Raw genomic sequence first — 17,176 nt, forward strand, 5'->3', positions numbered from 1 at the left:
TCGCCAGTACCCCCGAACAGGAGCGTCTGTCTCGACGAGGCGAACCCGGGCAGGCTCGAACTCACGGAAGCCACCGCCCGAGGAGATAGAGGCTGATGAGCGAGATCGAGACCCGTCAAGTCACCGTCAAAGCCCCGTACTGGGACATCGCGGCGAACCTGTTGCTGCCGCCGGGCTTCGACGAGAACAAGACCTACCCTGCCGTCATCAGCGCCCATCCGATCGGCAGTTGCAAGGAACAGACCGCCGGGAATGTCTACGGCCCGGCGCTGGCGCGAGAAGGCTTCGTCGTCATCGCCTTCGACGCGAGCTTCCAGGGCGACAGCGGCGGCGAGCCGCGGTGGACCGAAGACCCGACCCAGCGCGTGGCCGACTTCTCCCACGTCGTCGACTACCTCGTGACGCTGGACTACGTCGACGCGGACCGGATCGGTGTCCTCGGCATCTGCGGGGGCGGCGGGTATGCCACGAACGCGACGATGCTCGAACGCCGGATCAAGGCGCTCGGCGCGGTCGTGCCGGTGAACTACGGCCGTCTCATGCAGGAGGGCTTCAGCGAGTTCGACCCGGTCAAGCTGCTCGAACAGGTCGGCGAACAGCGCACCAAGGAGGCCCGCGGCGGCGACGTCCAGGTCAATGAACTGCTGCCGGCCTCCCCCGAAGCGGCTCGCGAAGCAGGCGCTACGGACCGGGACGTCGTCGAAGCCACGGACTATTACAAGACCGGACGGGGCGGGAAGCCCAACGGCGTCGCCCGGATGAACTTCGGCTCGCTGAACCAGGCACTGAACTGGGACGCGTTCCTTCGCGCCGAGACGATGCTGACCCAGCCGGCTCTGATCGTGGTCGGAGACCAGCCGGGTGCGTTCGGTTCCTACCGCGACGGGACGGAGCTGTACGGCCGGATCGCGGCATCGCGGGACCGCCAGCTCGTCGTGGCCGAGGGCTACTCGCACTACGACCTTTACGACCAGCCCGAGCCGGTCAAGATCGCACTAGACGCGCTGATCCCGTTCTACCGCAAGCACTTGGGGCAGGCTGCCTGACGCGGCTCACCCACCGCCCCCGAACAGCCCGACGAGAGTGCGGGACACCGACTCGGCGAACTCGTCCACGCCGAGCCGGTCTTCCGGGTCGAACCACTCGCCGATGAGCGCCAGTCCGCCCAGCGCCAGATTCAAGGTCAGGTGCAGGTCCTCGGCCAGCTCGTCCGCCACGGCCCGGAAGATCATGGTCTGCTCGCGCCGGAGTTCGTCGCGACGGGACTCCAGCGCCGCGACCGGGACCCGCACCTTGAGGAAGAGCGGAATGAACTCCGGGTACTCGCGAAGAGCGATCACGGCTTCCTCCCGGAACATCAGCCGCAGCCTTTCCCGCGGCGGGTGTTCCGACTCCGCGATCGCCACAAGCCGGGGGAACACCTCCGCGGCCGCGTGCTCCATGCACCGGAGGAACAGCTCTTCCTTCGACGAGAAGTAGTGGTAGAGGCTGGGGCCGCGCAGGTCCAAGGCCGCGCCGATGTCCTCGAAGTTCGTCGCCTCGTAGCCGCGCTCGGCGAAAAGCCGGGCGGCGGTGTGCTCGATGAGCCGGACCCGCTCGGCGCGTTTGCGCGTCGCGCGGGCCTCGGTGCCGCTCGCGTCCTTCACCCGGCCTCCTCGCTTGCCCAACCTGAAAGCACAATATATTATCTATTCATCTGTAGGGAATCTAGCGGTCAGGAGAATCGTGGAAGCGGCAGGCGTACGGGTACCGCACACCGACGACGTCTTCGTCGGTGGCGAATGGCGGCCGGCGACCGGAGACGGGCACACCATCGTGTCTCCGTCGGACGCGAGCCCGGTCGGCACGGCACGGCAGGCCTCCGAAGACGACGCGACCGCGGCGGTCGATGCCGCCTTCTCCGCCCGTGGAGCGTGGGCCGCCACTCCCCTGGCCGACCGGGTCGCGACGTGCGCCCGCTGGCTGGACGACGTCGACCGGCGTGCGGCCGATCTGGACGTGGCCTGGGCCGTCGAGGCGGGAATGCCGGTGCGGCACGGCAAGGCGCTGCACCGGTTCGGGACTCTCGCCTCGTGGCGATCCGCGCTCGACGGCGCCGAGGAGATGCTGCGGGAACGACGCCGGTCCTCGGAACTCGGCGATGTCCTCCTGCGCCGGGAGCCCGCCGGTGTCGTAGCGGCGATGCTGCCCTACAACGGTCCGGTGGTGACGGTGGCGTCCAAGGTCGTTCCGGCGTTGCTCGCCGGGTGCCCCGTGATCGTCAAGGCAGCACCGGAATCCCTGTTGACGATGGCGTTAGTGGCGGAATGCGCCCAGCAAGCCGGTTTTCCCGCCGGAGTGGTGAACTTCGTGTCGGGACCGGTCACCGTCGGGCAGGCACTGACGCGGGACTCCCGGGTGGATCTGGTTTCGCTGACCGGCGGGCACCCGGCGGCGCAGGACGTCCTCGCGGTCACGCACGGCCGGTACGCGCGCACTCAACTGGAACTGGGCGGGAAGTCGCCGGCGGTGATCCTGGACGACGCGCCGCTGGACAAGGTGCTGCGGGCGCTCGTGCCCGGCGCTACCAACGGGGCGGGCCAGGTGTGCGCGTTGCTGTCCCGGATCCTGGTCTCCGAACGTCGGCACGACGAGGTCGTCGAGCGGCTGAAGTCCGCCTGGGAACGCCTCGTCATCGGTGATCCGCTCGATCGGGCGACGCACATCGGCCCGCTGGTCAACGAGGCGGCTCTGCGCCGCACCGAAGGTTTCGTCGCCCGGGCGAGGCAGGACGGCGCCCGGCTCGTCACCGGCGGCGGACGGCCCGCCGGGCTGGAGACCGGGTGGTTCCACCAGCCCACGATCTTCACCGACGTCGCCGAGAACGCCGAACTGGTGCGGCGCGAGGTGTTCGGGCCGGTGACCGCGGTGCAGGTGTACCGCGACCTCGACGACGCCGTCCGGCTGGCCAACGCCACCGATTTCGGGCTGTCGGGTGCGGTGTACACCGCTGATGTCGAGGCAGGGATCGAAATCGCGGGCCGGATTCGCGCCGGGGCGGTGGCGGTCAATTCCTTCGGTCCGGCGATGAGCGCTCCGTTCGGCGGGGTCGGCGCGTCGGGCTGGGGTCGCGAGTCCGGGCCCGAAGGAATCCTCGGTTTCACCGAGCTCAAGCAGATCCTCGTCGGTGCCGCATGACGGCGGGACCGCTGACGGGGCTGAAAGTCATCGAACTCGCCGGGATCGGGCCGGGGCCGTGGTGCGGAATGCTGCTCAGCGATCTCGGCGCCGAAGTGCTGCGGGTGGACCGGCCAGCTGCCGTGGGCACGATGCGCACCGATCTCGGCGCCGCCAACGGGCGGCAACCGGCTTTCGTCAACGACCGGGGACGGCGCTCGATCGCGGTCGACCTGAAGCGCCCCGAAGGCGTCGATGTGGTGCTGCGGCTGGCCGAACAGGCTGACGTCCTCATCGAGGGCAACCGCCCGGGAGTCGCCGAGCGGCTTGGCGTGGGCCCGCAGGACTGCTTCGCACGCAACCCCAGCCTGGTCTACGGGCGGGCCACGGGCTGGGGCCAGGAGGGTCCCCTGAGCCAGACCGCCGGACACGACCTCAACTACCTCGCGACGTCCGGCCTGCTCGCGACGATGGGACCGGCGGGCGGACCGCCGGCGATCCCGCTCAACCTGCTCGGCGACTACGCCGGCGGCGGGCTGATGCTCGCCATGGGCCTGGTGGCCGCCCTGTGGGAAGCCCGTAACGGCGGCCCCGGCCAGGTCGTCGACGCGTCGATGCTGGACGGAATCGCCCTGCTCGGCGGCGTCTTCTACGGCCAGCACCAAGCCGGGATGCTCACGCCCGAGCGAGGCAGCAACGCTCTCGACGGCGGCGCGCCGTTCTACACCGTCTACGAGACCGCCGACCGCGGGTGGATGGCTGTCGCCGCGATCGAGGCCAAGTTCTTCGCCGAGCTGCTCGCTGTCCTCGAACTGGCACCGGAACTCGCCGCGCGCCAATGGAACCGCTCCGAATGGCCGTCGCTGCACGCGACGATCGCCGCGGTCTTCCGCACTCGTTCGCGAACCGAGTGGGAAGCCCGGTTCGAAGGCCGGGAAGCGTGCACGACACCGGTCCTCGAACTGGACGAAGCGCTGCGTCACGAACACGCGGCGGCCAGGAAGAGCTTCGTTCCGGTCGACGGCGTGCTGCAGCCCGCCCCTGCGCCGCGGTTCAGCCGAACCCCGGGTGCGGTCCAAGGCCCGGCGGTTCCCGCGGGGGCCGATACCGGCACCGCATTGCTCGACTGGGGCCTCACCGCGGAAGAGGTGACCGCTTTGCGGGCATCCGGAGCGATCGTTTAGCCGTCCGACGCGAAACACGGGAGTCATCGATGGGGATGAGCCTCAACTACGTCACCGATTCGATCGCGGGCCAACTGCCGCCGATCGACCCCGGCCGCCCGGCCGTCGTCCTGGGCGGCGAACCCGCGGTGTCCTGGACGGAACTGCGGACGAGGGAACTGCGCTATGCCCGTGCCTTGCAACGAGCGGGCGTGCGGAAAGGCGACCGGGTCGCGCTCCTGCTGCGCAACTGTGCCGACTACATCGCGCTGTACCTCGCGATCGGCCGGGTGGGCGGCATCGCCGTTCGCCTCAACTGGCGGCTGACCGGCCCGGAACTCGAGTTCGCCTTGAGCGATTCGAGCGCGAGCCTGCTGCTGTTCGACGCCGAGTTCGCGCCGGTGATCGAGAACATCCGCGACGGCATCGCGGTCACCACTTATGTTTCGCGCTCCTCGACCGGCGCTGGCCCGGACTGGGCCACTCCCCTGCCGGCGTTCGCCGCCCAGGAGTCCGACGCCTCCGGTTTCCCCGAACTGAACGCCGACGACCCCGTCTCGCTGATGTACTCGTCCGGTACGACAGGGCGGCCGAAAGGCGTGCTGTTCTCCCACAGCAACGCGTTGTGGATCGGCTCCGTCCAGGCGCAGCGGTGGCGCATCGACGAGCGCACCGTCGCCCAGACCAGCGGACCGCTCTTCCACGCGGGCGGCTTCGAAGTGCTGCTGCTGCCCGCGCTGCTCGCACACGGAACGGCGGTCACCTTCCCCTCCGGCAACTTCACCTGCGAACGGTTCCTTGAAGTCGCCCGGCACAACGGCACCACGTCCATGCTCCTCTATCCCTTCATGCTCGCCGACCTGCTGCACATGGACGCGATCGAAACTCTCGTCCCCGCCGCCCTCCGCCGGATCGTCACCGGCGGCGACGTCGTCATGCCGTGGATCTACGACGAGATGGAACGTCGGCTCCCCGGCGTCGAACTGGTGCAGTCCTACAGCCTCACCGAAGGCGGCGCGGTGAGCACCAGCCTGGAATTCGCGGTGGCGCGCGGCCGCGAAAGCAGCATCGGCCGCCCGCACGCCATGACCGAGGTGAAGGTGATCAGGCCGGACGGAACTCTCACCGGCAGCGGAGAAGTCGGCGAGATCTGCGTCCGCAGCGGCGGGGTGAGCATCGGGTACTGGAACCTTCCGGACGCCACCGAAGCGACCTTCGTCGACGGGTGGTGCCACACCGGCGATCTGGGCAGCATCGACGAAGACGGCTTCCTGACGATCGCCGGGCGGGCCAAGGACATGTACCGCAGCGGCGGCGAAAACGTGTATCCGGCCGAAGTCGAGATGGTCCTGACCGGACACCGCGATGTCGCCGACGCCGCGGTGATCGGCGTCCCCGACCCCCGGTACGTCGAGACCGGGGCCGCGATCATCGTGCCCGCCGAAGGCCGCCCGGTCGACGCCGAGCACGTACGCCGGTGGCTGGCGGAACGACTGGCCAAATACAAGGTCCCCAAACACTTCCACTTCGTGGACGACCTGCCGCGCAACGCCAGCGGGAAGGTCCTCAAGAGCGTTCTCCGCACAACTTATGGAGGCAAGCGAAATGACTGAAGCCGCGCTGCTCGAGAAGGCGGGCTCCGCCCTCCGGATCACCGAAATCACGCTGGCCGATCCAGGCCCCGGAGAGGTCGTCGTCGAAGTACGCGCCACCGGCGTGTGCCAATCCGACGTGGGCGTCTTCACCGGAAAGCTCCCCGCACCGGTACCGCTGGTCCTCGGCCACGAAGGCGCGGGCGTGGTCGTCGAGGTCGGTGCCGGCGTCGAGGACCTGAAAGCCGGTGACCACGTAGTGCTGTCCTGGCTGGCCAGCTGCGGCAGCTGTTTCTATTGCCAGCGAGCCGAACAGCACCTGTGCGGCCGTCCCCGGACCATGCTCGGCGCGCACACCATGGTCGACGGAAGCACCCGGATGAGCCTGAACGGCGCCCCTGTCCGCCAGTTCTGCGGGTTGGGCAGCTTCTCGCAACGGACCGTCGTGCCCGCCGGAGCCGCGATCAAGATCCCCGACGACATCCCGATCGCCTCCGCCGCCCTGCTCGGCTGCGGTGTCCTCACCGGATTCGGCGCCGCCGTCCACACTGGCGAAGTACGTGTGGGCGACACCGTCGCCGTCGTCGGCTGCGGCGGTGTCGGCCTCAACGCCGTGCAAGGCGCCCGAATCGCCGGAGCCACCACCATCATCGCGATCGACGTGCACGCGGACCGCCTGGCGCTGGCCGCCGAACTCGGCGCCACCCACACCCTGACCGCGGGCCCCGACGTCGTCAAGCAGGTGCAAGCCCTCACCGGACGTCGCGGAGCGGACGTCGTGATCGAGATGGCCGGACGACACGAAACCGTGCAGCAGGCGATCGCCATGGCACGCCGCGGCGGCACGACGGTTCTCGTCGGAGCCGGACCAGGCGTCGGCATCGACGAGGTCTTCGGCAACGTCGTCATGGCGGGCAAGACGGTGAAGGGCTGCCTGTACGGCTCAGCGCACGTCAAACGCGACATCCCGCGCCTGGTCGAGCTGTACCGCAGCGGTGCCCTGCACCTCGACCAGCTGGTCACCGAAACCTTCGCCTTCACCGACATCGCCAAAGCCGTCGGCTACTGCGCCGCGGAACAAGGCGCCCGCGCCGTCGTCCTCGCCTGAACCGCCCGAAGGAGACCTCCGTGTCCGGCACCGTCAAACACCTCTGGGCGCTCGACGCTCCCACCATCGCCACCGACTGCGGCCTGTTCCAGCTCGGCACCGGCGACGCCCCGCTCGCCGTACCGATCCCGACGTTCCTGATCGAGCACGACCTCGGCCTGCTCATGTTCGACTCCGGACTAGACAGCGACGCCGCCGGTGACCCTGCCCGCGCCTACGGCCCCCTCGCCGAAGCCTTCGACATCCGATTCCCCGAAGACCATCGGCTGGACACCCAGCTGGAGTCGATCGGTTTCACCACGAATGACGTCCGGCGGATCGTCATCTCGCACCTGCATTTCGACCACACCGGCGGCCTCGACCTGTTCCCCGGCGCGCAAGGCTTCCTCGGAGCCGACGAACTGCGCTACGCCCGCACACCACGCGCACTCGACGCCGCCATGTTCCGAGAACACGACCTAGCCGCGGCGAGCCGGATCGACTGGCTCGAAGTTCCCCGCGGCTATGACCACGACGTCTTCGGCGACGGCAGCGTGACGATCCTGTCCCTGCCCGGCCACACCCCCGGCACGCTCGGACTGCAAGTGCGGTTGCCCGACGGCAAGCAGATCGTCCTGAGCAGCGACGCCGCCCACCTGCGCAGCAACATCGACCAGACCACCGGCATGCCGCTGGACGTCTCCAACCCCGACAAGGAAACCGGCCTGCGCAAGCTGAAGCTGCTCGCCAGCAGGCCGGACACCACGGTCTGGGTCAACCACGACCCTGACGACTGGGAACTCAACCGGCCCAACGGACGGCAGGTCGCCTGACCCAGCCAGCCGGCCGCGTCGGGCCACGAATACGGCAGCCCAGTAACAGCCGGTGACACAATCCCGACCTTCATCGCATGCCACCGCGACCGCGATTCCTGCACATGGTCGACGCTTCTCGCGATGAAGCCCAGCTCGCCGTGCGCTTGTACAACGACTCCTCGGAGGTCCGTTCCTTCGAAGGCTTCGTCGTTCACATGCACCTCGCCTGGCTTTACCTCCTGCACGCCGAACTCACCCGGGACAGCATCGACTTCCGGTATTGGCGCATGCGGGGACGGGCAAAACGGCTGGAACGGGTCGACGGTGAACCGAAGCGCTGGGAGCTGGCCACCTGTGTGCGGCACCGCTGGCCTGACAAAGCCGCTCCGGAACGGGCCAACCTGGAATTCTTCGTCGCCCTGCGCAACAAGATCGAACACCGGTACGCCCGCGAACAGCAAGCGCTCGCGGTCTCCGTGAGCGGCCAGAGCCAAGCGCTTCTGCTCAACTACGAGCAGGAGCTCACTGGCCAATTCGGAACCGGTTCGTCCCTCGCCACCCGCCTGCGGTTCCCCGTCTTTGTCGGAAGCTTCACCGACGAGGGCGAGCGTACCCTGCGACGGCTGCGCTCGCGGCTGCCCGCACCACTGCGGACTTTCATCGCCGACTATGACGCCGGCCTCGATGCCTCCGTCACTCAGGACCCGCGATACGACTTCCGGCTGCGAGTGCTCCAGGAACTCGCGCCCAAAGACCCGGACGCACTCGCGGTCCAGTTCACCCGCTACGACGACCTCACTGAGGAACAACGAGCCACCGTCGAGGCGATCGGCAGAAGAGGCTACGTCGTCGTCCGCGAACACAAACGACCCGTCGTCGGACACGGGTTGCTCCGGCCGGCACAGGCCGCACGAGCGATCCAGGACCGGATACCGTTCATATTCAACACAAATCTATTCACCACAGCCTGGAAGAAGCTCGGTGTGCGACCGTCGGTCGGAGATCCGCATCCCGAGAGGACGATCGAAAGCTACTGTCTCTACGACGAGCCACACGGCGATTACGGCTACACCGAGGTCTACATCGCCAAACTTGCCCGTGAATGCGCAACCGAAGCAGGCTTCCGCGCCTTACTCGGGACGGCCCCCAGAGACAAGGTGACCGGCGACTGGGTGGGACCGTCTCCGCTCACCGCGACACCGCCCTGGAAACGATCGGCCTCGCCGACCACACAGGAGCCTCCGGACACGGATGCGATGCGCTCAGCCTGATGTCGCCTGCGATCGCCATCGCTGACAGTCCAGAGTGAAGGTCCGCCCAAGCCTCCGCTGCACCGTTGTCATCGACGGGTTGTTGCGCTCAGCGCGTCACGCCGTTCGCGCACCCGCGGCGCAATCGGCACGATGGCCGAGCCCAGCTCGGTTGCCCCGCAGTTGGCCTGCGGGTGCTGACGATCCTTCAACAGCCTCCGCCTGCCCCGGAGATTCACGCCGGAGAAGACCACCCCGTTGGGTGGCTGAATCCGCAGCCGGAGCGGTGCCGCCGACGCTGACCCGACGCCCCGCCGCTGTGGTGGTCGCGGTGGTCGCTCATCGTGGCAATCTTCTTGGTGCCAGGCCGATTCGGTTCCCCTGCCTCGGCGGCAGGCTGGCCAGCGGGCACGCAAGGGGTGTTCTCAGCCCCTCCCTCACCGCCGCCGAGGTTCGTAGCGTGGGAAGCACCGAAGGGAACCGACCAAGGAAGCGAGAGAGACTGTGCCGGGCAAAATCGAGCAAGTCAGCGTGAAAGCGCTCTGCTGGGACATCGCGGCGGACGTGTACTTCCCGCCGGAGTTCGACGAAACCAAGAAGTACCCCGTCGTCATCACCGCGCATCCGATCGGCAGCTGCAAGGAGCAGACCTCCGGCAATGTCTACGGAACCGCGCTCGCCGACGCGGGTTTCGTCGCCGTCGCCTTCGACGCGAGCTTCCAGGGCGCCAGCGGCGGCGAACCGCGGTTCATCGAAGACCCGACGCTGCGCGTGCAGGACTTCAGCTACGTCATCGACTACCTGGTCACTCAGTCCTATGTGGACGAGGACCGGATCGGTGTGCTGGGGATCTGCGGCGCGGGCGGCTACTCGGTGAACGCGACCATGACCGAACGCCGGATCAAGGCGCTCGGCACCGTCGCCGGCGCGAACTACGGACGGCTGATGCACGAGTCGTTCACGAACTACGACCCGATCGCCGCGCTGGAGGCGATGGCCGCGCAGCGCACCGCCGAAGCCCGCGGCGCGGAACTGCGCGTGGACGACCTGCTGCCGCCGTCGCCGGAGAAGGCCCAGGAACTCGGCCTGACCGAGATCGACGTGTACGAGGCCACCGAGTACTACCGCAGCGACCGCGGCCGCAAGCCGCACGGGCTCAACCGGGCACTGTTCTCGCACCAGGCGACCGCGGTCGGTTGGGACGCGTTCAACCGCGCCGAGGTGCTGCTGACCCAGCCGCTGCTGGTCGTCGTCGGCGACAAGCCGGGCGCGTTCGGGTCCTACCGGGACGGCCTGGAGATCGTCCGCCGCGCCCGGTCGGAGAAGAAGGAACTCGTCGTCGCCGAGGGCTGGTCGCACTACGACCTCTACGACAAGCCGGAGCCGGTGAAGATCGCGCTCGAGCGGCTCGTGCCGTTCTACCGCGAGAACCTCTGACCCGCCGCCGGGGCGGGGGGTGCTGTCGTCCCCTCCCCCGGACCGGCCGGACCGCCTGCCGTGTGGAGGATGAGCGTGGCGACGGATCTCAAGGAGTTCCTGGTCTCCCGCCGGGCGAAAGTTACGCCTGACCAGGTCGGGCTGCCCTGGTCCGGACGCCGCCGGGTGCCCGGGCTCCGGCGCGAGGAGGTCGCGACGCTGGCCGGGGTCAGCCCGGACTACTACGTCCAGATCGAACGCGGCCGCGCCGGCGACATCTCCGACGAGGTGCTCTACGCGATCTCCCGGGCACTGCTGCTGAACGACGTCGAGACGGCGCATCTGTTCGGCCTCGCCCGCGCCCGGCCCCGCACCGGCGCCCAGCGCGCTCCCGACCGCGTCCCGGACGGCGTGCTGCTGATGCTCGACCGCACGCCCGACCTGCCCATGCTGGTGCAGAACGGCCGCCTCGACCTCGTCGCGGCCAACGATCTCGGCCGCGCGCTGTACTCGGACGTCTACGACCGTGCACCCGGCACGCCCAACCTCGCCCGGTACGTGTTCTTCGACGACCGCTCGGCCGAGTTCTTCCCGGACTGGGGCCTGATCGCCGACTACGCGGTCTGCCTGCTGCGCGCCGAAGCCGGACGCGCGCCCTACCACCGGAAGCTCACCGAACTGATCGGCGAGCTGGCCACCCGCAGCGACGAGTTCAAGACCCGCTGGGCCCGCCACGACGTCCGGACCCACGACCGCGGCGAGAAGCAGTTCCGGCATCCGGTGGTCGGCGACCTGACCCTGCGCTACGAAGGGTTCGCGATCCCGGGCGCCGACGGGCTCAGCCTCTACAGCTACCTCGCCCCGCCCGGCGACCACGCCGCCCACGACGCCCTCCTTCTGCTCGCCAGCTGGGCCAAGACCCACGCGGAACCCGCCGCGGACCCGTCCGTCAGCCCGCCTCGAACGCCCTGACCGCCTCGGCCGCGGTGACCGGCCGCGCCAGGTACCCGCTGATCAGCCGCTCCGCCGCGGCCTGGTCCCCGGCGGTCGAGGCGGCCGTGCAGTCGGTCAGCAGGTACTGCTGATAGCCGAGGTCGAACCCGGCCGCGGCGGTGAGCAGGACGCACCGGTCGGTCACCACGCCGGCGTAGAGCACCGTCCGCACGCCGAGGTTCCGCAGCACCTGGTCGAGATCCGAGCTGCCGAACGCACCCGAGCCGGACTTCGTGACCAGCAGGTCTCCCGGCGCGTGAAGTCCGTCGAGAGGTTCCGCGGCCCAGTTTCCTTCCCACGCCTCCGCCGCCCGCACATACGCCCGCAAGGCCGGGACGATGTCCGCGCAATCGGCAGCCCGGCTGGCCAGTTTCGAATGGACGATCACCGCGCCCGCATCCCTGGCCGCGGCCAGCACTCGCGAGAGCGCCGGGACCACGACCTCCTCGCACCGCGCTGTCTTGTAATCGCCGGAGGCCACCCTCGCGCTGAACCCGTCGCGGTGCGCCTGCCAGTTGATCAGGTCGACCAGCACCACCGCCGTCGTGCGCGGGGCGAAATCGGCCCACGGATCGTCCGGATCGAACGTCGGCGAGTTGTACCAGCGCCCGCTCAGCGCGTCCGGCAGCATCACGAGACCTCCTCAGTGGATGGTGAGGCCGCCGGTCGGGCTGGCGACCAGGCCGGTGAGGTACCGGGACTCTTCGGAAGCCAGAAACGCGACGACGTCGCCGATGTCGTCGGGAGCCGCGACGCCGAGCGGGCTGCGTTCGATGATCTTCTCGTACTGCCTGCGGTGCCGGTCGCTCACCGCGTCTTCCGATTCGAACGCGGCAGTCCACGACGGAGAGTCGCGGACCACCGTGACGCAGACGCAGTTCACCCGGATCCGGTCGCGCGCAAGCTCTTTCGACAGCACCTTGCTCGCCATGATCAAGCCGCCGGAGAAGGTGGCGATAGCGGTCTGGCCGGGCGTCGGGACCCGGCCGCCCTCCGACGTCACGAAGACGACGCTGCCGCCGCCCCGCTCCCGCAGGTACGGCACAGCCGCCTGCACGACGTTGAGCTTCGCCGCGACAGCCGCACCGATGAACGCGGTGACGCGTTCCAGATCGATGTCCGCGAACGGCCCGCGCACGGCGGTGGTGCGGGCCTCGTCGTCGTTGCCGCCCGCGCTGGGCACGACGATGTCGATGCCGCCGAATCGTTCGGCTGTTTCGGCCGCCACCGCGGCCATATCCTTGGCGGACCGGACATCGCCTGCCACGAAATGGCCTTTGCCGTCCAACTCGGCCAGCACGGCCTCGGCTTTGCGCTCGTCCCGCCCGTTCAGCACCACCGTCGCCCCGGCGGCGGCCAACCGACGCGCGACGCCGCGGCCGATCCCGCCGGTGCCACCGGTGATCAGGGCGACTTTTCCGTCCAACGTGGTCATCAGGATCCTCCGTGCCGGTTCGCGAAACTCACCACTCCGCGCACGTTCCGCCCGCTGTGCAGGTCCGCGTACGCTTCATTGACCTGCTCGAGGTCGTAGGTCCGGGTGATCAGCTCCTCCAGTTTCAGCGAGCCGTTCCGGTACAGGTCCAGCATGAGCGGGATCTCCCGGGCCGGGCCGCCCATTCCGTAGAGCGCGCCCTGGATCCGCTTTTCCGACATGGTGAATTCGAGCAGCGGCACCGGAATCCCGGTGAGATCGTGCTTCGCCGCGCTGGTCACCACGAGCGTGCCGCCCTTGCGGATCGCCGCGTACGCCTGCGCGAGGTGCTCGGCGGCGAGCACGCCGACGCACACGATCGCCGAGTCCGCGCCCTGGCCGTTCGTCAGCGAACGGGCTCGTTCGGTCGCCTCGCCGATGTCCGCGAACGCCTCCGTGGCCCCGAGCTTCAGCGCGAGTTCGCGCTTCATCGCCAGCGGATCGACTGCGAGGACGTGCTCGGCCCCGACGTACCGCGCGCCCTGTACCGCATTCATCCCGATGCCGCCGGTGCCCATCACGATCACCACGTCCCCGGCGGCGATCCCGGCCGCGCGCACCGCCGAGCCCCAGCCGGTCGGGACTGCGCAGCCGACGATCGCGGCGACCTCGAACGGGATGTCGCGGCGGATCGGCGTCGCGGACACCTCGGGGATGACGGTCCATTCGGAGAACGTGGAGATGCACGCGTTCTGTGCGACCCCGCGGCCGTCGGCGTGCATCCGGAACGTGCCGTCGAGCTGAGTGCCGACGGTGATCAGCGCCCCGTTGTCGCACAGGTTCTGCCGCCCGGCCACGCACATCCGGCAGTGCCCGCACGCCGGGATGAACGACGTGACGATGTGGTCGCCCGGCGCGACCCGGGTGACGCCTGGCCCGACTTCGCGAACGATGCCCGCGCCCTCGTGCCCGCCGCAGGCCGGATAGGAATGGAACGGGATGTCGCCCTGGGCGAAGTGGTCGTCGGAGTGGCACAGGCCGGACGCCATCATCTGCACGAGGACTTCGCCCGCCCTGGGCGGATCCAGGTCGACCTCGCGTACGTCCCACGTGCCCGGCGCTTCCCACAGCAGCGCGGCGGTCGTCTTCATGAAGCACCTCCGGGGTAGCAGGCACGCAGGAAACTCCGGTATGCGTCGACCATTCCGGTGCTGTGCGATTCGCCCGGGATCAGCTCGGTGCTTACTCGCAGGCCCGGCAGCGGGCGCTCGGTCACCACGTCGAGGAAGCGCAGGAACTCGATGGCCAGGTGCCGGTAGAACTTGCTGGGGCCGAGCATTTCGTACGCGTTGACGGTCAGGTGCAGGAACGTTTCCCGGGGCAGCCTGCGCAGGTTTCCGTAGCGTTCGTAGATGCGGCTGTCCGGCACGACCACTCCCGGGCTGCTGGCGCCGAACCGGGTGAAGAGGGCGGAACCCGAGGTCAAGGCGAACAGGGTGAACAGACCGCCGTAGGAGTAGCCGAACAGTCCGACATCGTCGGGGCGGAACCGGTAACGGGACTTGATCTCCGGATGCAGTTCGGTCTCCAGGAACGCGAGGAAGTTGTCCGCGCGAGCGTTCTTCTGCTGCGCGAAGAAGTCGTCGCACACCGATTCCGGCACCGCGCCCGAGTCGACGCCGAGCCGACCTCGGATGTGCGCGCGCATGAAGTCCGGCACGCCCTCGCCCGGGGGAACCAGGTCGCGGTTGCGCAAGACCAGCTGATTCGGCGCATCCTCCGCGACATAGCCGACGTTCACCTGGACATACGGCTCGACCGGGCGCGCCTGTTGCCGGTCGGCGAGCGCGCCGCGCAGGCCTTCGGTGAGCGGCCCGACGATGTTGCCGTCCGTGGCGTACACCAGCGGCCGATCCCCGCCGCGGTCGTAACCGCGCGGCAAGAAGACGCTCACCGCGAACCGGGCGCCGACCGCGGCCGAGTCGATCTCGAAGTACTCGGCGGGCATCGTCACGAGACGCCCTGGGCGTTCAGCGCGGTCCACGTACGGTGCGTTCGGCCCCGCAGCACCCGGCCGAACGCCGAGCCGGTGAGATGGCATTGCGCGGCGACCGCGTCGGGGTCGCCCTCCAGTTCGCCCATGATCCGGTCGCGGGTGCGGACGCCCAGTTCGGCGTCCACCTCGAAGACGAGGGAGACCTCGTTGTCGGTGAGCTGCACCGGGCAATGCAACACGTCGCCGAGGATCATCGCGCGCTGGTGTCCCGACGACACCACCAGCGAGCAGTGGCCCGGGGTGTGGCCGGGCGTCGCGACGACGGATACGCCGGGCGCGACGACACTGCCGTCCGAAACCGCGTCGACCCGTCCTTCGAGCGCATCCAGCGCGCCGCCCGGGCCGACTGCCGCCATCGGGTGGTCGCCGAGGGACTGCCAGTACTCGACTTCGCGTTCGCCGACGAGGTGGCGTGCGTTGCCGAAGGTCAGTTTCCCGTCCTGAGCGGTCCAGCCGACGTGGTCGATGTGCAGGTGCGTGTAGAAAACCGTGTCGATGTCTTCGGGAGCCAAACCCTCCTCGCGGAGGCTGGTGAGCAGCCGCCCGGAGCGGAACACGCCGTCCGCGGCGGGGAAGTCGACGGTGTGGTCGCCGAACCCGAGGTCGACGAGGATCTTGCGATCGCCCGTGCGGATCAGGAACGTGCCGAGGGAGAGCAGGAGCTTGCCGTCGGCGTCGAAGAGTTCCCGGTGCGCGTTCCACAGCTCCGGAGTGCCGGCCGGGAACAGCGCGGTCTCCGAGACGCTGGCCTCTCCGTCGGGCAGGTAGGTGATGCTGATGTCGCCGACGGCGATCGTTTCCCGGGGCGAAACCTGTGCGGACATCGTTGTCCTTTCGTTCGTCAGGCGGAGTGGACGATGACGCCGCGGAGGTTCCGGCCCGCTTTCAGGTCGTCGAAACCGGCGGCGACGTCGTCGAGGGCGTAGCGGGTGGTGATCAGTTCGTCGAGCTTCAGCACGCCTTGGCGGTACATCTCCAGCTGCGCCGGGATGTCCGCGGTAGGCGAACTCGCGCCGAACAGCGAACCTTGCAGACGCTTCTGGTAGAGGACGAGTTCGTGCAGGTTGAAATCGCCGTCGCGGACGAAGCTCTCGCCCAGCCCGACCGCGACGCACGTGCCGGCCTTGCGGACCGCTTCGAGTCCCTGGCCGAGGTGCCGGCCGGTCACGACGCCGACGGTGACGATCGCCGAATCGGCGCCTTGCCCGTTGGTCGTCGACCGGGCCAGTTCGGTGGCCTCGGCCATGTCCGCGACCGCGTGGGTCGCACCGAGCTTCAGCGCGGATTCCCTTTTGAACGCAACGGGATCGACCGCGATCACGGCGGCGGCACCGGCGTGCGCGGCACCCTGAACGGCGTTGATCCCGATGCCGCCGATGCCCATCACGATCACGACGTGCCCGGGGCGGACAGCAGCGGAGTTGACCGCCGCTCCCCATCCGGTGCCGACGCCGCAGCCGGTCAGGCACGCCACCTCGAGCGGGATGTCCGGATCGATCTTGATCACCGACGCGGTGGAGACCGTGGTGTGCTCGCAGTAGGTCGACAGCCCGGCCATCTGGCCGACCGGCTGCCCGTCAAGAGAGAGCCGGAACGACGTCGGGTCCTCCGGCCGGGCGCCGGTGCCGAGCGAGGCGCCGAGGTCGCAAAGGTTCTGCAGGCCGCGGGCGCAGAACCGGCACCGGCCGCAGACCGGGAGGAACGAGAACACGACGTGGTCGCCTTCGGCGAAACCCGGGGTGCCGGGCCCGACCGCTTCGACGATTCCGGCCCCTTCGTGCCCGCCGGCGAACGGGAGGATCGGCGGGGTCTGGTCGCCGGTGGCGAAGTGGTCGTCGGAGTGGCACAGGCCGCTCGCGGCCATCTGCACCCGCAGCTCGCCCTGTCGCGGGTCCTCGACCTCCAGCTCCACGACCTCGTACCTGCCCGGCGTTTCCCGCAGCACCGCTCCGCGGGTCAGCACCCGACCACCGCACCCCGATGTGCGTTCATCGTTTTCGGCCTCCTGTTTCCGGCAGCACGAAACAGCACTCGCGAGTGCCGTGAAATGCGAAGTCAACGGATTTCTTGCTGCGGTTTCGATGCTAGGCAGGTCACCCGGCGGGAATCAATTCGGAATCTCCGAAGCGGCAATTCGGCGAACGGAAACCCGCCCCGTTGGCGGCGCAGCCCGACAGCCAGGCGCCAAGGTATGTGAGGGGAACCCTGAGGGAATCAGATTCCCTCAGGGTTCC

16 protein-coding genes are annotated in these 17,176 nt (G+C 69.0%); 9 read left to right on the forward strand and 7 right to left on the reverse strand.

Features of this window, described 5'->3' with window-relative positions; genetic code table 11:
- Nucleotides 1-95 precede the first annotated feature (95 nt).
- Entirely contained in the window at nt 96-1,046 is a 951-nt protein-coding gene (locus ACWDNU_RS01045) for an alpha/beta hydrolase (protein WP_449667193.1), read from the forward strand.
- A gap of 6 nt (nt 1,047-1,052) precedes the next feature.
- Here ACWDNU_RS01045 and ACWDNU_RS01050 read toward each other — a convergent pair whose 3' ends face one another.
- The gene (locus ACWDNU_RS01050; RefSeq protein WP_449667194.1) at nt 1,053-1,646 is read right to left on the reverse strand and encodes a TetR/AcrR family transcriptional regulator; all 594 of its coding nucleotides are present in this window, start codon (nt 1,644-1,646) and stop codon (nt 1,053-1,055) included.
- Nucleotides 1,647-1,725: 79 nt separating this feature from the next.
- Between ACWDNU_RS01050 and ACWDNU_RS01055 the strand changes: the two genes are divergently transcribed.
- From ACWDNU_RS01055 to ACWDNU_RS01090, 8 genes are all read left to right on the forward strand, one after another.
- Nucleotides 1,726-3,177 carry an aldehyde dehydrogenase family protein gene (locus tag ACWDNU_RS01055; protein ID WP_449667195.1) on the forward strand — a complete coding sequence of 484 codons (1,452 nt, stop codon included), beginning with the start codon at nt 1,726-1,728 and terminating at the stop codon, nt 3,175-3,177.
- The gene (locus ACWDNU_RS01060; protein WP_449667196.1) at nt 3,174-4,340 is read left to right on the forward strand and encodes a CaiB/BaiF CoA transferase family protein; all 1,167 of its coding nucleotides are present in this window, start codon (nt 3,174-3,176) and stop codon (nt 4,338-4,340) included. The genes ACWDNU_RS01055 and ACWDNU_RS01060 overlap by 4 nt, the downstream gene beginning before the upstream one ends.
- Nucleotides 4,341-4,369: 29 nt before the next feature.
- Nucleotides 4,370-5,932, forward strand: a complete 1,563-nt coding sequence (locus ACWDNU_RS01065; RefSeq protein ID WP_449667197.1) for a class I adenylate-forming enzyme family protein — start codon at nt 4,370-4,372, stop codon at nt 5,930-5,932.
- A complete protein-coding gene (locus ACWDNU_RS01070; protein ID WP_449667198.1) occupies nt 5,925-7,019 on the forward strand; it encodes a zinc-binding dehydrogenase in 1,095 nt (364 codons plus the stop codon). The genes ACWDNU_RS01065 and ACWDNU_RS01070 overlap by 8 nt, the downstream gene beginning before the upstream one ends.
- 20 nt (nt 7,020-7,039) lie before the next feature.
- Nucleotides 7,040-7,831 carry an N-acyl homoserine lactonase family protein gene (locus ACWDNU_RS01075; RefSeq protein WP_449667199.1) on the forward strand — a complete coding sequence of 264 codons (792 nt, stop codon included), beginning with the start codon at nt 7,040-7,042 and terminating at the stop codon, nt 7,829-7,831.
- A gap of 104 nt (nt 7,832-7,935) precedes the next feature.
- Nucleotides 7,936-9,084, forward strand: a complete 1,149-nt coding sequence (locus ACWDNU_RS01080) for a DUF3644 domain-containing protein (protein WP_449667200.1) — start codon at nt 7,936-7,938, stop codon at nt 9,082-9,084.
- 483 nt (nt 9,085-9,567) lie between these two features.
- Nucleotides 9,568-10,500: an alpha/beta hydrolase gene (locus tag ACWDNU_RS01085; RefSeq protein ID WP_449667201.1), complete on the forward strand. Its 933-nt coding sequence runs from the start codon at nt 9,568-9,570 to the stop codon at nt 10,498-10,500.
- 69 nt (nt 10,501-10,569) lie between these two features.
- Complete coding sequence (locus ACWDNU_RS01090) at nt 10,570-11,451, forward strand: helix-turn-helix domain-containing protein (RefSeq protein ID WP_449667202.1); 882 nt, start codon at nt 10,570-10,572, stop codon at nt 11,449-11,451.
- Here the strand turns inward: ACWDNU_RS01090 and ACWDNU_RS01095 are convergent.
- Genes ACWDNU_RS01095 through ACWDNU_RS01120 form a run of 6 tightly spaced genes read right to left on the reverse strand, consistent with a single transcriptional unit; the run spans nt 11,429 to nt 16,905 of the window.
- Nucleotides 11,429-12,103, reverse strand: a complete 675-nt coding sequence (locus ACWDNU_RS01095) for a cysteine hydrolase family protein (RefSeq protein ID WP_449667212.1) — start codon at nt 12,101-12,103, stop codon at nt 11,429-11,431. The genes ACWDNU_RS01090 and ACWDNU_RS01095 overlap by 23 nt on opposite strands.
- Before the next feature lie 12 nt (nt 12,104-12,115).
- A complete protein-coding gene (locus tag ACWDNU_RS01100; protein WP_449667203.1) occupies nt 12,116-12,907 on the reverse strand; it encodes an SDR family NAD(P)-dependent oxidoreductase in 792 nt (263 codons plus the stop codon).
- Nucleotides 12,907-14,037 (reverse strand): NDMA-dependent alcohol dehydrogenase, encoded by a 1,131-nt coding sequence (locus tag ACWDNU_RS01105; RefSeq protein ID WP_449667204.1) that lies wholly within the window; start codon nt 14,035-14,037, stop codon nt 12,907-12,909. The genes ACWDNU_RS01100 and ACWDNU_RS01105 overlap by 1 nt, the downstream gene beginning before the upstream one ends.
- Nucleotides 14,034-14,894, reverse strand: a complete 861-nt coding sequence (locus ACWDNU_RS01110; protein WP_449667213.1) for an alpha/beta hydrolase — start codon at nt 14,892-14,894, stop codon at nt 14,034-14,036. The genes ACWDNU_RS01105 and ACWDNU_RS01110 overlap by 4 nt, the downstream gene beginning before the upstream one ends.
- A gap of 2 nt (nt 14,895-14,896) precedes the next feature.
- The gene (locus ACWDNU_RS01115) at nt 14,897-15,766 is read right to left on the reverse strand and encodes an MBL fold metallo-hydrolase (RefSeq protein ID WP_449667205.1); all 870 of its coding nucleotides are present in this window, start codon (nt 15,764-15,766) and stop codon (nt 14,897-14,899) included.
- 17 nt (nt 15,767-15,783) lie between these two features.
- Nucleotides 15,784-16,905, reverse strand: coding sequence for an NDMA-dependent alcohol dehydrogenase (locus tag ACWDNU_RS01120; protein WP_449667206.1), 1,122 nt, complete (start codon nt 16,903-16,905; stop codon nt 15,784-15,786).
- Nucleotides 16,906-17,176 lie beyond the last annotated feature (271 nt).

It is taken from the genome of Amycolatopsis sp. NPDC003676 (assembly GCF_053587275.1).